Origin of the sequence: Mesorhizobium sp. J428 (assembly GCF_024699925.1) — a bacterium.
Taxonomy (GTDB): domain Bacteria; phylum Pseudomonadota; class Alphaproteobacteria; order Rhizobiales; family Rhizobiaceae; genus Mesorhizobium_A.
On the sequence record NZ_JAJOMX010000001.1, the window covers coordinates 426,097 to 438,681 of the forward strand.

Consider the following 12,585-nt stretch of genomic DNA (forward strand, 5'->3'; position numbering starts at 1 on the left):
GCGAGCGCCCAACTAGGGACCGTCCGCTCCAAATACCTTCCTGATCGTCGCCATCGGCAGGAACAGTCTCATTGGCGTCTCCTGGAACAGAATGAACCCGTCACGCCGATAGAAGTCGCGGGCGTGTTCGTCCTTCGCGTCGACCACGACGGCGAAAGATGCGATTTCGCTTCTCATCGATCGACGCAGGGCGTCCATCAACAAATAGCGTCCTGCACCCTTGCCCCTGTGGCGGTAGTCAATGGCAAGCCGACCAAGCAGGGTTGCCGGCACGACCGGATAGCGCGGCAATTTTCGAATGGCATCCATGGGGAGATCGCCGACGGGCACGGAACTCGCCGAGAGCGTGTAGAAGCCGACTATCGTGCCATCGGCTCCAACAAGGACGAAAGGTGCCGCAACGTCCTTGCGAGAATCTTGACCGGCCTGTGTATGGAAGTATCGATCGAGTGCTTCGACGCCGCATTTGAAGGAAAGACGATCATGCCGCGCGTCGAGAGTTTCGACACGTGCAGTTCGGGGATCAAACACCTGTCGCCTGGCGGTATCGGCGGACTGACTCGCGAAGGTGATCGTTCGGCTCCGGCGGATTAAGCAGGGCTTCCACGAACGCCTCGGCATCCCGGATGGACAACTTGATCCGCTGATGATCCTCGATCGCCTTCTGCGCGGCGTCCTGCACGCTCGACAGCACAAAATCCGTGATGCTGCGGCCTTGGATAGCGGCCGCGCGCTCGATAAGGTCCTTCTGATCCTTCGTCACGCGCGCTTCGAGCCGTTCGCTGCGAATCCGCTCTTTGACCTTCTTTGCTGCCGCTTGTGCCATAGGTCACCTTCCTCTCATATATTGTACGGCCAATTGCCGCAAAATGCAATCATTCGCCTGTCGTCTGGCCTTCACGCGCGCACGCGATAGAGTGTCTGGACAGGACAGGGATGGTGTTCCAAGGAGACGATAGATGAACAAGCTCCTCGCCGCGGCGTTCGCCGTTGGCTTTTCCGCTCAATTCGCGCTGGTCGGAGTGACGATGGCCCAGGACAACCGGATCGACCAGGTGCGGCCCGACGCGCCGGAACTCGCGCCTTATGGCGAGCTGGAGATCGGCGTGCGCACGATCGACCTCGTCAACAAAGACCAAGTCGATATCGCGAAGGTGGAGCCCGGCAAGGAGCTTCCCCGCTACGACCGTCCGCTCAAGGTCGAGGTCTGGTATCCGGCCGCGCTGTCGCCGTCGGCGCGGCCGCGCATTTACGAAGGTGTGTTCCTGCGCGACGGCGAGACCCAGGTGACGCTCTACGGCAGGGCGCTGCGCGACGCGGAGCCGATCAAGGGCGAAGAGCCCTACCCGCTCGTCATAATCTCGCACGGCTATCCCGGAAACCGATTCCTGCTCAGCCACTTGGCCGAGAACCTTGCCTCGAAGGGTTATGTCGTCGCGGCGATCGACCATACGGACTCGACCTACAACGACCAGGGCAAGTTCGGCTCGACGCTGGTCAACCGGCCGCTCGACCAGAAGTTCGTCCTCAACGAGATCGAGCGGCTCGGCGGCGAGGAGGGCAGCTTCCTCAACGGACTGGTCGACGCGGACAAGGCCGCCATCATCGGCTATTCGATGGGTGGCTACGGCGCGGTCATCTCGGCCGGCGCCGGTGTCACGGAAGCCGCTGTCGGCTACGAATGGGGCGCGCCGGAAAAGACGCTCGCCGTCAACCAGGCCGGCTCGGAAAGCCATAACGGCCTGCCCGACGAACGGGTGAAGGCCGTCATCGCTTTCGCGCCGTGGGGCATGGAGCGCGGCTTCTGGGACGAGGACGCGCTCGCGAAGATCCAGAAGCCGATCTTCTACGTCGCCGGCAGCGCCGACGACGTCTCAGGCTACGAGAAGGGCATCAAGAAGATCTACGAGGGCACGATCAACGCCGACGCCTGGCTCCTCACCTTCGAGAACGCCAACCACAATGCCGGCGCGCCGATCCCCGCGCCGGTCGAGTCGTGGAAGAAGTCCGAGAAGCTCGGCTGGGCGCCGTTCGACCACTATGCCGACCCGGTCTGGGACACGGTCCGGATGAACAACATCTCCCAGCATTTCGTCACCGCCTTCCTCGGCAAATATCTGAAGGAAGACGAGGAGATGGAGGCGTATCTCGACGTGATCCCGAACGCCGCCGACGGCGTCTGGGCGGCCAACGAGGACGGCACGTTCAAGCCCGAGCACACCTACTGGAAGGGCTTTGCCAACCGCACCGCCAAGGGTCTCACGCTCAGCCACCGCATGGCGGGGAGCAATTGAGGAACGTCGATCCCTACTCCACGATCTTCCAATAGGAGTCCTTGTGGATCACCTTGCCGTCGCGAAACGTGTAGAAGTCGCAGCCTCGAACGTTCTTCTTCGACCCGTCGCGGGCGGTGCCTGTAAGGGTCCACTTCGAGATGCCGGTGCTTGCACCTGAATCCACGAAATGCTTGGCATCGCCGTAATGAACGTCAGGCAAGCCTTCGAAGCGCCCGGCCAAGGCGTTCCGCACATTGGCCTTCCCCGCAAAACGAGCCCCCCAGGGCTCGTTTCCCCGCGGCATCTCCAGGACGCAATCGTCGGCGAACAGGGCCATGATGCGGTCGAGATCATGCGCATTGAAGGCGTCGCATAATTCCGTCAATGCCGCTCGAATGTCCATCGCCAGTCTCCTTCGTATCGTCGGTGTTGCCGACCAGATAGGGTCACCGACAGTCGGGTGGGTCAAGCGCATCACATTCATTCAGCAATTGAGGCGGGGAATGACCAGATGTCGGATTGTTGGTTCGATCCGACGACAAACCCTGTCCGCCTAGGCTCAGGACCTATTAATTCCGATTGAATTGTGATTGACGGTCTCCGAGAAGGAGGCCGTGATGGGTGATCTGTTTCTGCTGAGCGAGCGCCAGATGGCGCGGATATCGCCATTCTTCCCGCTGTCGCACGGGGTTCCGCGGGTCGATGACCGGCGGGTGGTGAGCGGCATCGTTTACGTGATCCGCAACGGTCTCCAGTGGAAGGACGCACCGGCTGGCTACGGCCCGCCCAAGACGCTCTACAACCGCTTCATCCGCTGGAGCCGCCTCGGCGTCTTCGACCGCATCTTCGCCGGACTTGCCGGCGAGGGTCCGAAACCCGAGCGCATCATGATCGATGCGACGCATCTGAAGGCTCATCGCACGGCGGCGAGCCTGCTTAAAAAGGGGATGTTCCCCGTCGTATCGGGCGCACCAAGGGCGGACTGAACTCCAAGCTCCACACCGTCTGCGACGGTGACGGCCGGCCGATCATCCTGCTCCTGTCGGAAGGCCAGATGAGCGACCACAAGGGTGCCCGCCTGGTGCTCGACGCCTTGCCGCCCGCCTCTCATCTCATCGCTGATCGCGGCTACGACAGCACCTGGTTCCGCGAGGAACTGGAAGCCAGAGGCATCGAGCCATGCATTCCATCCAGCCGTAGCCGCAAAGTCCCATACGCCTACGACACCGCCCTCTATCGCCACCGCCACAAGGTCGAGAACCTGTTCGCCAAACTCAAGGACTGGCGACGCGTCGCCACCCGCTACGACCGATGCGCCCACACCTTCTTCTCGGCCATCTGCATCGCAGCCACCGTCATCTTCTGGCTCTGATCAATGAGTCCTGACCCTAGGCCCTTGCCCTCCCCGTCCATTGGTGGTTCCATACCCGCATGGCCCCAACCGGCCGCACGGCCGGACAGGCCATGCGACGGCCGGACGGCCGGCCGCCGCTCATGTGCAACGCATGAGAGGAGGAAAGCATGGGCAAGCGCGCCGGAGAGAGGCGCAAGGGACCGAAATGCATCGCCATCATCGGTCCCTTCGCAAGCGGTAAGACCACCCTTTTTGAGGCCATCCTCGCCCGCACGGGCGCCATTCCCAAGCAGGGCAGCATAGCTGCCGGGACCACCGTCGGCGACAACACGCCGGAAGCCCGCGCCCACCAGATGAGCACCGAGACGACCTTCGCCACGGTCAATTTCATGGGCGAGACGATCACCTTTGCCGATTGTCCCGGCTCGATCGAGTTCTCCTACGAGGCGGTTCCGATTCTCGCGGCCTGCGACGCGGCGATCGTCGTCGCCGAGGCCGACGACAAGAAGATCCCCGCACTGCAGCTCATCCTGCGCCAGCTCGACGATCTCGGTCTGCCGCGCATGCTCTTCCTCAACAAGGTCGACAAGATCAGCGCCGGGGTGCGCGACGTGCTCAAGCTTCTCCAGCCGGCGAGCTCGCGGCCGCTGCTCTTGCGCCAGATCCCGCTGCGCAAGGACGGCATCGTCGTCGGCTCGATCGATCTGGCGCTGGAACGCGCCTATGTCTGGCGCGAACATGCCGAGAGCGAGGTCACCGCGATCCCCGACGACGAGAAGGCGCGCGAGGTGGAAGCCCGCTTCGCCATGCTGGAGCGGCTGGCAGACCACGACGACACGCTGATGGAGCAGTTGCTCGAGGAGATCGAGCCGCCGCGCGACGAGGTGTTCGACGACCTGTCGGCCGATCTGCGCGAAGGGGCGGTGACGCCGGTGCTGATCGGCTCGGCCGAGCATGGCAACGGCATCCTTCGGCTCCTGAAGGCCATCCGCCACGATGCGCCGGACGCCTCCGACACGCGCAAGCGGCTCGGCGTGTCCGGCTCCAGCCACGTGCGGATCATGAAGACGTTTCATACGCCGCACGGCGGCAAGCTGTCCGTCGCGCGCATCTTGAGCGGGACCGTTGCCGACGGCGCCGAACTCGCCGCAGACGGCGGCCGTATCGGCAAGGTCTCGGGCATCTACCGCCTGACCGGTCGCGACCAGGCCAAGCTCAGCGTCGCGGCGGTGGGCGATACCGTGGCATTCGGCAAGCTCGACGACGTGCGCACCGGCGACGCGCTGGCAATCGGCAAGGTCCCGCCGCCAAAGGCGGACCTGCCCGCGCCGCCGGACCCGGTCTACGCGCTGGCGCTCAGGCCGCGCGAGAGGAAGGACGACGTCAAGCTGTCGGCCACCTTGCAGCGCATGGCGGAGGAAGACCCGTCGCTCTTCGTGTCGCAGAACCAGGACACCGGCGAGACGGTGCTTGCCGGCCAGGGCGAAATGCATCTGCGCGTCGCCACCGAGAAGCTGGAGGGCCGCCACCAGATCCCGCTCCAGTCGCGCGCGCCGCAGGTGCCCTACCGCGAGACGATCCGCAAGGCCACGCAGCAGCGCGGTCGGCACAAGAAGCAGTCGGGCGGCCACGGCCAGTTCGGCGACGTGCAGATCGAGATCAAGCCGCTGCCGCGCGGTGCCGGCTTCGAGTTCACCGACACGATCACCGGCGGTGTGGTGCCGAAGACCTACATCCCCTCGGTCGAGGCCGGCGTGCGCGATTTCCTCAGGACCGGGCCGTTCGGCTTCCCGGTCGTCGACATCGCCGTCAACCTGTCGGACGGTTCGTACCATTCGGTCGATTCCTCCGACATGGCGTTCCAGATGGCGGCGAAGCTGGCGATGAAGGAAGGCATCGCCGCCTGCTCGCCCGTGCTGCTGGAGCCGGTGATGAAGGTGGAGATCGCCACGCCCTCCGACGCCACCGCGCGCATCACCGCGCTGATCCCGCAGCGGCGCGGCCAGATCCTCGGCTATGACGCACGCGAGGGCTGGCCGGGCTGGGACGTGGTCGAGGCGACCATGCCGCAGGCCGAGATCGGAAACCTGATCGTCGAGCTGCGCTCCGCCTCGTCGGGCGTCGCCTCGTTCCGCGCGATCTTCGATCACATGGCGGAGCTGACCGGACGCCTCGCCGACGAGGTCACGAGCGCGCAGGGCAAGGCGGCGTGACGCCGCAAACGGCCTGTTGGGAGCTGGAAAGAAAAAAGGCCGGATCAGAAGATCCGGCCGAGTCAATTGGAGTTGCCGTTTCCGGCGAGCCTCCAGAGGGGAACACTCATGAGCGCTAATGGGAGGAGAACGCGCTCAGGAGATGATCGTGATATGTGCGCGTCGTGCCAAAATAACAAGCAATCGCAGCGCAGACCTGCCATGCAAATACGCATGGATAACCGATTTTGCTCGCTTTTTCGGCGTTCTGGACCAAGCCCTTGCGTAAGCTTGCCTAATCAATAGGCCCAGCTGCGCGCCTTTGCGACCAGGAAATCGCGGAAGACCTGGAGCTTCACCTGGTTCTTCATCGCGTCGGGATAGCAGAAATAGGTGTCGAAGGACGGCACTTCCGTGTCGGTCAGCACCTGCACCAGGCCCGAATCCTTGTCGATCACGTAGTCGGGCAGCATGGCGATGCCGGCGCCCCGCTGCACCGCGCGCTTGATGGAGAGAATGTCGTTGATCTGGAGCAGATTGACGCGCTTCGAGCCGTCCGGCCGGCCCGCCGTCTCCAGCCAGTTCACGTCGCTGATATGGACGGGGATGGACTCGCCGAAGGAGACGACACGATGGTTGTCGAGGTCGGCAAGCGAACTCGGCTTGCCGTGCTTCTCGATATAGGCGGGCGCGGCGTAGATGTGGAAATGCACGGTGAAGACGCGGCGCTGGATCAGGTCCGGCTGCTGCGGCTGCCGCATGCGGATGGCACAGTCGGCCTGCCGCATCGTGAGGTCGAGCTCTTCGTTCGACAGGATGAGCTGCAGCTGTATCTCGGGATAGAGCTCGAGGAACTCCGGCACGCGCTCCGTCAGCCAGCCGGCGCCGAGGCCGACCGTGGCAGTGACCCTGAGCGGGCCGGACGGACGGTCCTTGGCCTCGGTGAGGCGCGACCTGACATTCTCCAGCTTCATCAGCACGTCGTGCGCCGTGCGGTAGAGCATCTCGCCCTGCTCGGTCATCACGAGGCCGCGCGCGTGGCGATGGAACAGCGGCACGCCGACGTCATGCTCCAGCGCGCTGACCTGGCGTGAGATCGCGGACTGCGACAGCCTCAGCTTCTCCGCGGCGTGCGTGAACGATCCGGCCTCGGCGGCGGCGTGAAAGACACGCAGCTTGTCCCAGTCGAGCGGCATGTCATTCCCCCGTGCACGAGCGGACACCAGTTCTTACTCGGCCGCGTCGCGGACCGATTCCATTTCCGCGAGATATTTCTCCGCCTCGAGCGCGGCCATGCAGCCCATGCCGGCCGCGGTGACCGCCTGGCGGTAGATGTCGTCGGTGACATCGCCGGCGGCGAACACGCCGGGCACGTCGGTGCGGGTCGAATCGGGCGCGGTCCACAGATAGCCGTTCGGCTTCTGCTTCAGCTTGCCTTCGAAGAGGCTCACCGCCGGCGCATGACCGATGGCGACGAACACGCCGTCGACCGGCAACTCGCTCACCGTCCCGGTGCGGGTGTTCCGCAGGCGGATGCCGGTGACGGACGGCGGCAGCGGCTTCTTGCCCTCGACGCCGACGATCTCGTCGACGACGTGGTCCCACATCACCTTGACGTTCTCCTTGCGGAACAGCCGCTCCTGCAGGATGCGCTCTGAGCGGAACTCGTTGCGGCGGTGGATGACGGTGACGGACCTGGCGAGGTTGGAAAGATACAGCGCCTCCTCGACGGCCGAATTGCCGCCGCCGATCACCACCACGTCCTTGCCGCGGTAGAAGAAGCCGTCGCAGGTGGCGCAGGCCGACACGCCGAAGCCCTTGTAGGTCTCCTCGCTGTCGATCCCCAGCCATTTCGCCTGCGCGCCCGTGGCGACGACCAGCGCGTCGCAGGTGTATTCGTCGCCGGAATCGCCCTTGAGCACGAAAGGCCGGCGCGTGATGTCGACGTCGACGATGATGTCGTTGATCATGTCCGTGCCGACATGCTCCGCCTGCTTGCGCATCTCTTCCATCAGCCATGGGCCCTGGATCGGATCGGCGAAGCCCGGATAGTTCTCCACGTCGGTGGTGATCATCAGCTGGCCGCCCTGCTGCATGCCGGCGATCAGCATCGGCTTCAGCATCGCGCGCGCCGCATAGATCGCGGCCGTATAGCCGGCCGGTCCCGAGCCGATGATGGCGACCGGTGCGTGGCGAGTGGACATGACAAAACCCTCGATCGAGCCGTGCGGGCCGCACTGGCGCCGCGCCGCACGCGAAAACATGACGGCATGGCAGATGTAAGGAGTCTGCACCTGTCTGTGAAGTATGCGCGCCGGTTGCACACAGATCGCGATGGGTCAGCCGCGAATGGTCTTTCCGTCAGGCGCCAGTTCGCGTAACTTTGTTGCGCACCAGAGCAAGATTCCATCCGCGAAGGAGAGCCCCATGGCGCCGAAAGCCGACCTCGACGCCATCGACTGGAAGATCCTGAAGGAACTGCAGGACGACGGCCGCATGACCAATGTCGAGCTCTCTAAGCGGGTCGGCATCTCCGCGCCGCCCTGCCTCAGGCGCGTCAAGCGGTTGGAGGACAGCGGCATCATCCGCGGCTATCGCGCGCTGATCAATGCGCCCGCGCTCGGCCAGCAGGTCGTCGCCTTCTGCCTGATCGGGCTGCACCACCAGTCCGACGCGGAACTCAAGCAGTTTTCCGAGCGCACGCGCGGCTGGCCGATCGTGCGCCAGGCGTGGATGGTCTCCGGCGAATCCGACTTCATGCTGCATTGCGTGGCGCCCGACCTCGCCACCTTCCAGAGCTTCGTCATCGAGGAGCTGACCTCGACGCCGAACGTCGATACCGTCCGCACCGCGCTGACCATCCGGCAGGTGAAGGACGAGGGGCTGGTGGACATTCCGTGAGGGCGGCGCTCTCTTCCGGCTCCAGGTTTGACCCCGGCCCGCTCCGCCGCTAGAGCCACCGGATCGGCTGTTTCGCCGGACCACGGACCGGTCGCCAGATGACTGACATTGCCCTCTCCGCCTACATCATCTGCAAAGACGAGCGCGATTTCCTCGGCGACTGCCTGGAAAGCCTGCGCGGCTTCCGCGAGATCGTCATCGTCGATTCGGGCTCTACGGACGGCACGCTGGATCTGATCCGCGAGCATCAGGCGCGCGGCGTCCCGATCACGCTCTTCGAGCGCGGCTGGCCCGGCTTCGCCGCTCAGAAGCAGTTCGCCCTGGAGCAGTGCACCCATTCCTGGTGCTTCAACCTCGACGCCGACGAGCGGCTGACGCCGGAGCTGCGCGACTGGCTGGCAAAATTCCGGCCGGGCGAGCAGGCCGGCATCGCCTTCAAGCGCGTCGACTACCTGCCCGGCCACGGCTATCCGTCGCCCTCCGTGCATGCGCAGTTCCATCCCCGGCTCGTGCGCAAGGAGCGAGCCCGCTACGACCTCGATCTCAGGGTGCATGAAGGGCTGATCTTCGACGGCCCGGTCGAGAAGGTGTCGGGGCCGCGGATGCTGCACTACCGCACGCTCTCGATCGCCGAGGCGATGCGCAAGGCGATCGACTATGCCGAGCTCAAGGCCCGCGACATGCGCGACCGCGGCCGCAAGGCAAGCTTCGCCACCATGACGATCCGCCCGCTCGGCCGCTTCCTCAAATACTATCTGCTGCAGCGGTACATCCTGTGCGGCCTGCCCGGCCTGATCTACTCGGTCGAGGCCGCGATCTACGTCTTCCTCACCGAAGCCAAGCTCTACCGCAAGTCGCTGGGTCCCGACGCACCGCCGGAGTGAGCGGCAACGGAAACTCACGGACGTTATGAAGTTACCCCCACCCCTAACCCCTCCCCACAAGGGGGAGGGAGACTGGGTCGTGTCCGCAACGACTGTAGCGCGAACTTGTTGCCGCCGCCTGCGATGCCGTGACCAGGTCCCCCTCCCCCTTGTGGGGAGGGGTTAGGGGTGGGGGTAGCTCCCTATGAGATGGGCTTGCCCTTAGGAGATGCCTGCCCGGCAGCGTCCGCTATAGCGGCCATCAGGTCCTCGGACGATTTCCCGTCGAACAGGAAGACGTGCGGCAATCCCGCCCGCCTTCCCGCCTCCATGTCTGTCTCCCGGTCGCCGACCATGATCGACCGCGCAAGATCGAGGTCGGCGATCTCGGCCGCACGCAGGATCATGCCGGGATTGGGCTTGCGCATCGGATGGTCGGCGACGGCGAGGTTCCCCTTACCGTCCTCGTGATAGGCGCAGGCGAGCACGAGGTCGATGCGGCAGCCTTCCGCCGCCAGCAGCTCGACCACGCGGCGGTTCACCGCCTCGAACGCGTCCCAGCCGAACAGGCCGCGCGCGACGCCGGACTGGTTGGTGACGATGACGCTCGCGAGACCGGCATCGTTCGCCGCTCGGATGGCTGGGAAAATGCCGGGAAGCAGCACGATCTCGGCCGGATCGCTCGGATAGCCGGTGTCGACATTGATCGTGCCGTCGCGGTCGAGGAACAGCGCCGGACGGCCGCGGAAGGGTTCGAGGTCGGACAGCGGCTGCACCCACAGGCCGGGCTCGGCGAGATGCCGCGTCCAGTCCGCGCCCGGCTCAGCCATCGGCGAGCCGCGCCTCCACCTGTTCGCACAGGAAGTGGTAGAGGCAGAGGTGGCCCTGCTGGATGATCGGCGTCGCGGTCGAGGGCACGTTGAGCAGGATGTCGCACAGCGGCGCGAGCTTGCCGCCGGTGTCGCCGGTCATGCCGATCACCGTCATGCCGAGCTTGCGCGCCTCTTCTGCCGCGAGCAGGATCGAGGGCGAGTTGCCGCTGGTCGAGATGGCGAGCAGCACCGCGCCCGGCCCGCCATGCGCCTCGACCTGGCGCGAAAACACTGTGTCGTAGCCGAAATCGTTGCCCCATGCGGTCAGCACGGCCGCATTCGCCGGCAGTGCTATCACGTTGTACGCCTTGCGGTTTTTCAGGAAGCGACCCACCAGTTCGCCGGCGATGTGCAACGCATCCGCTGCCGAGCCGCCATTGCCGCAGATCAGCAGCGGCTTGCCGGCCGAAAGGGCCGCGACCACCGCCTCGACCGAGCTGTCCATCGCCGCCGACAGGTCGCGCTCGACCATCGCGCTCAGCGCGTCGGCCGAGCGGACGAGATAATCGTTCAGGCCGGCCATCAGTTCACTTGTCCCTGCAGTTTGCGGATCGTCGCCGTCGTCGAGCGGCCGGCAACGAGGTCGACCAGGAGCACCTTGCCGCCATTGGCCTGAACGATGTCGGCGCCGACCACCTTGTCGATCGTGTAATCCGCGCCCTTGACCAGCACGTCTGGCTTCAAAAGCTCGATCAGCCTCAGCGGCGTGTCCTCGCCGAACACGACCACGGCATCGACCGAGGCGAGCGCCGCGAGCACGCAGGCGCGGTCGTGCTCGGTGTTGACCGGCCGCCCCTCCCCCTTCAGCCGCCGCACCGAAGCGTCGCTGTTGAGGCCGAGCACCAGCCGGTCGCACTGGCTGCGCGCCGCGTGCAAAAGGCTGACATGGCCCGCATGCAATATGTCGAAGCAGCCATTGGTGAAGCCTACCGTCAGCCCCTCGCGCTTCCACGCCGCGACCAGCCGCTCGGCGCCTGCGAGGTCCAGCACGGCATCGACGTGGTGCGCCGGGCCGCTGGCGCGCGACAGCGCACCGATCAGTTCCTCGACCGTCAGGCAGGCCGTGCCGCGCTTGGCGACGACCACGCCCGCCGCCGCATTGGCGAGTTGCGCCGCGATGCTGCGATGCGCGCCCGCACCCAGCGCCAGCGCGAAGGTCGCGATCACCGTGTCGCCGGCACCCGACACGTCGAACACCTCGCGCGCCTGGGTGGCGATGTGGCGCGCATCCGCGGCATCGACGACGCTCATGCCCTTCTCGCTGCGCGTGGCGAGGATGAAGTCGAAGCCGTGCGCGGCGATCAGTTCGCGCGTCGCGAGCTCGATTTCGTCGTCCGACATCACCGCGCGCCCGACCGCCTCGCCGAGCTCCTTGCGGTTGGGCGTGACGGCGGTCGCCCCGGCATAATGGCTGAAATCGCGGCTCTTCGGGTCGACCAGCACCGGCTTGCCGGCGGCTTTCGCAATCGCGATCAGCTCGGCCGCGACGCCATTGGTGAGCACGCCCTTGCCGTAGTCGGACAGCACCGCGATGTCGGCATCGGCGAGCGCCGCCGCGAATCGGGCGACGAGTTCGGCGCGCGTCGGCGCATCGAGCGGGGCCACCTCCTCCTCGTCGAAGCGCAGCACCTGCTGGTTCATGGCGATGAAGCGGCTCTTGCACGAGGTCATGCGTGCCCGCGACACCACGACGCCGCCGGCATCGATGCCGAGGTCGGAGAGCATGGACAGCACGGTGCGGCCGGCGGGATCGTCGCCCACGGCCGTGATCGCGCTTGCCTTGCCGCCCAGCGACACGATGTTGGCAACGACGTTGCCCGCCCCGCCGAGCGCCTGCGTCGCCGCGCGCCCATGCAGCGGGGATCGGCGCCTCGGGCGAGATGCGCTCGACGACGCCGCTGACGAAGCGATCGAGGATGAAGTCGCCGACCACCAGCACCCGGACGCCGGCAAGGCGACCGAGCACGCGATGAACGGTTTCGATCGAAGGAAGAGAGGTGTCGCTCATTCTGGTCCGGTGTGAGGCGCGGCCAGCCGGGCCGACGCCCGCAGGGCGATATACCCTGGACTGCTGCAGCGCAACCATGGCGATTTGTCGACAGGCGTGGCCGGCTCGACTATATGCGC

Annotated in this window: 12 protein-coding genes and 1 pseudogene; 5 read left to right on the top strand and 8 right to left on the bottom strand. The window is 65.5% G+C overall.

The features are described from left to right. Positions 1 to 12: 12 nt before the first annotated feature. Both LRS09_RS02175 and LRS09_RS02180 read right to left on the bottom strand, forming a co-directional pair. On the bottom strand, positions 13 to 531 hold the full coding sequence (locus LRS09_RS02175) for a GNAT family N-acetyltransferase (protein WP_257803982.1): 519 nt from the start codon (positions 529 to 531) through the stop codon (positions 13 to 15). Further along, entirely contained in the window at positions 524 to 826 is a 303-nt protein-coding gene (locus tag LRS09_RS02180) for a DUF1778 domain-containing protein (RefSeq protein WP_257803983.1), read from the bottom strand. The genes LRS09_RS02175 and LRS09_RS02180 overlap by 8 nt, the downstream gene beginning before the upstream one ends. Positions 827 to 959: 133 nt before the next feature. Between LRS09_RS02180 and LRS09_RS02185 the strand changes: the two genes are divergently transcribed. Next, positions 960 to 2,294 (top strand): dienelactone hydrolase family protein, encoded by a 1,335-nt coding sequence (locus LRS09_RS02185; protein ID WP_257803984.1) that lies wholly within the window; start codon positions 960 to 962, stop codon positions 2,292 to 2,294. 13 nt (positions 2,295 to 2,307) lie between these two features. Here the strand turns inward: LRS09_RS02185 and LRS09_RS02190 are convergent, their stop codons facing one another. After that, complete coding sequence (locus tag LRS09_RS02190) at positions 2,308 to 2,679, bottom strand: nuclear transport factor 2 family protein (RefSeq protein ID WP_257803985.1); 372 nt, start codon at positions 2,677 to 2,679, stop codon at positions 2,308 to 2,310. 214 nt (positions 2,680 to 2,893) lie between these two features. Between LRS09_RS02190 and LRS09_RS02195 the strand changes: the two genes are divergently transcribed. Together LRS09_RS02195 and LRS09_RS02200 are read left to right on the top strand one after the other, a co-directional pair. Beyond that, positions 2,894 to 3,648, top strand: a protein-coding gene (locus LRS09_RS02195; RefSeq protein WP_257803987.1) for an IS5 family transposase whose coding sequence is annotated in 2 segments (ribosomal slippage) — positions 2,894 to 3,227 and positions 3,227 to 3,648 — 756 coding nt in all. Because the reading frame shifts where the segments join, the coding sequence is not laid out codon by codon here. A 149-nt stretch (positions 3,649 to 3,797) separates the two neighbouring features. Further along, positions 3,798 to 5,843 (top strand): elongation factor G, encoded by a 2,046-nt coding sequence (locus LRS09_RS02200; RefSeq protein WP_257803989.1) that lies wholly within the window; start codon positions 3,798 to 3,800, stop codon positions 5,841 to 5,843. Between the two features lie 278 nt (positions 5,844 to 6,121). On the opposite strand, the gene LRS09_RS02205 is transcribed toward LRS09_RS02200, so the two are convergent. Then, complete coding sequence (locus tag LRS09_RS02205) at positions 6,122 to 7,018, bottom strand: LysR family transcriptional regulator (protein ID WP_257803990.1); 897 nt, start codon at positions 7,016 to 7,018, stop codon at positions 6,122 to 6,124. A gap of 33 nt (positions 7,019 to 7,051) precedes the next feature. After that, positions 7,052 to 8,026, bottom strand: coding sequence for a thioredoxin-disulfide reductase (trxB, locus tag LRS09_RS02210; RefSeq protein ID WP_257803991.1), 975 nt, complete (start codon positions 8,024 to 8,026; stop codon positions 7,052 to 7,054). A gap of 223 nt (positions 8,027 to 8,249) precedes the next feature. Between trxB and LRS09_RS02215 the strand changes: the two genes are divergently transcribed. Together LRS09_RS02215 and LRS09_RS02220 are read left to right on the top strand one after the other, a co-directional pair. Next, a complete protein-coding gene (locus tag LRS09_RS02215; protein ID WP_085466118.1) occupies positions 8,250 to 8,723 on the top strand; it encodes an Lrp/AsnC family transcriptional regulator in 474 nt (157 codons plus the stop codon). 98 nt (positions 8,724 to 8,821) lie between these two features. Beyond that, positions 8,822 to 9,607 carry a glycosyltransferase family 2 protein gene (locus tag LRS09_RS02220; RefSeq protein WP_257803992.1) on the top strand — a complete coding sequence of 262 codons (786 nt, stop codon included), beginning with the start codon at positions 8,822 to 8,824 and terminating at the stop codon, positions 9,605 to 9,607. A 182-nt stretch (positions 9,608 to 9,789) separates the two neighbouring features. On the opposite strand, the gene LRS09_RS02225 is transcribed toward LRS09_RS02220, so the two are convergent. From LRS09_RS02225 to rfaE1, 3 genes and pseudogenes are all read right to left on the bottom strand, one after another. Beyond that, positions 9,790 to 10,416, bottom strand: coding sequence for an HAD family hydrolase (locus tag LRS09_RS02225; protein WP_257803993.1), 627 nt, complete (start codon positions 10,414 to 10,416; stop codon positions 9,790 to 9,792). After that, on the bottom strand, positions 10,409 to 10,981 hold the full coding sequence (locus LRS09_RS02230; RefSeq protein WP_257803994.1) for an SIS domain-containing protein: 573 nt from the start codon (positions 10,979 to 10,981) through the stop codon (positions 10,409 to 10,411). The genes LRS09_RS02225 and LRS09_RS02230 overlap by 8 nt, the downstream gene beginning before the upstream one ends. Then, a pseudogene (gene rfaE1 / locus LRS09_RS02235) lies at positions 10,981 to 12,466 on the bottom strand (D-glycero-beta-D-manno-heptose-7-phosphate kinase). The gene LRS09_RS02230 and the pseudogene rfaE1 overlap by 1 nt, the downstream one beginning before the upstream one ends. Positions 12,467 to 12,585: the final 119 nt, after the last annotated feature.

Coding starts and splice junctions, on each gene's coding strand:
- LRS09_RS02180 (WP_257803983.1), bottom strand. CDS start 826: ATGGCACAAGCGGCAGCAAAGAAGGTCAAAGAGCGGATTCGCAGCGAA.
- LRS09_RS02185 (WP_257803984.1), top strand. CDS start 960: ATGAACAAGCTCCTCGCCGCGGCGTTCGCCGTTGGCTTTTCCGCTCAA.
- LRS09_RS02190 (WP_257803985.1), bottom strand. CDS start 2,679: ATGGACATTCGAGCGGCATTGACGGAATTATGCGACGCCTTCAATGCG.
- LRS09_RS02200 (WP_257803989.1), top strand. CDS start 3,798: ATGGGCAAGCGCGCCGGAGAGAGGCGCAAGGGACCGAAATGCATCGCC.
- LRS09_RS02205 (WP_257803990.1), bottom strand. CDS start 7,018: ATGCCGCTCGACTGGGACAAGCTGCGTGTCTTTCACGCCGCCGCCGAG.
- trxB (WP_257803991.1), bottom strand. CDS start 8,026: ATGTCCACTCGCCACGCACCGGTCGCCATCATCGGCTCGGGACCGGCC.
- LRS09_RS02215 (WP_085466118.1), top strand. CDS start 8,250: ATGGCGCCGAAAGCCGACCTCGACGCCATCGACTGGAAGATCCTGAAG.
- LRS09_RS02220 (WP_257803992.1), top strand. CDS start 8,822: ATGACTGACATTGCCCTCTCCGCCTACATCATCTGCAAAGACGAGCGC.
- LRS09_RS02225 (WP_257803993.1), bottom strand. CDS start 10,416: ATGGCTGAGCCGGGCGCGGACTGGACGCGGCATCTCGCCGAGCCCGGC.
- LRS09_RS02230 (WP_257803994.1), bottom strand. CDS start 10,981: ATGGCCGGCCTGAACGATTATCTCGTCCGCTCGGCCGACGCGCTGAGC.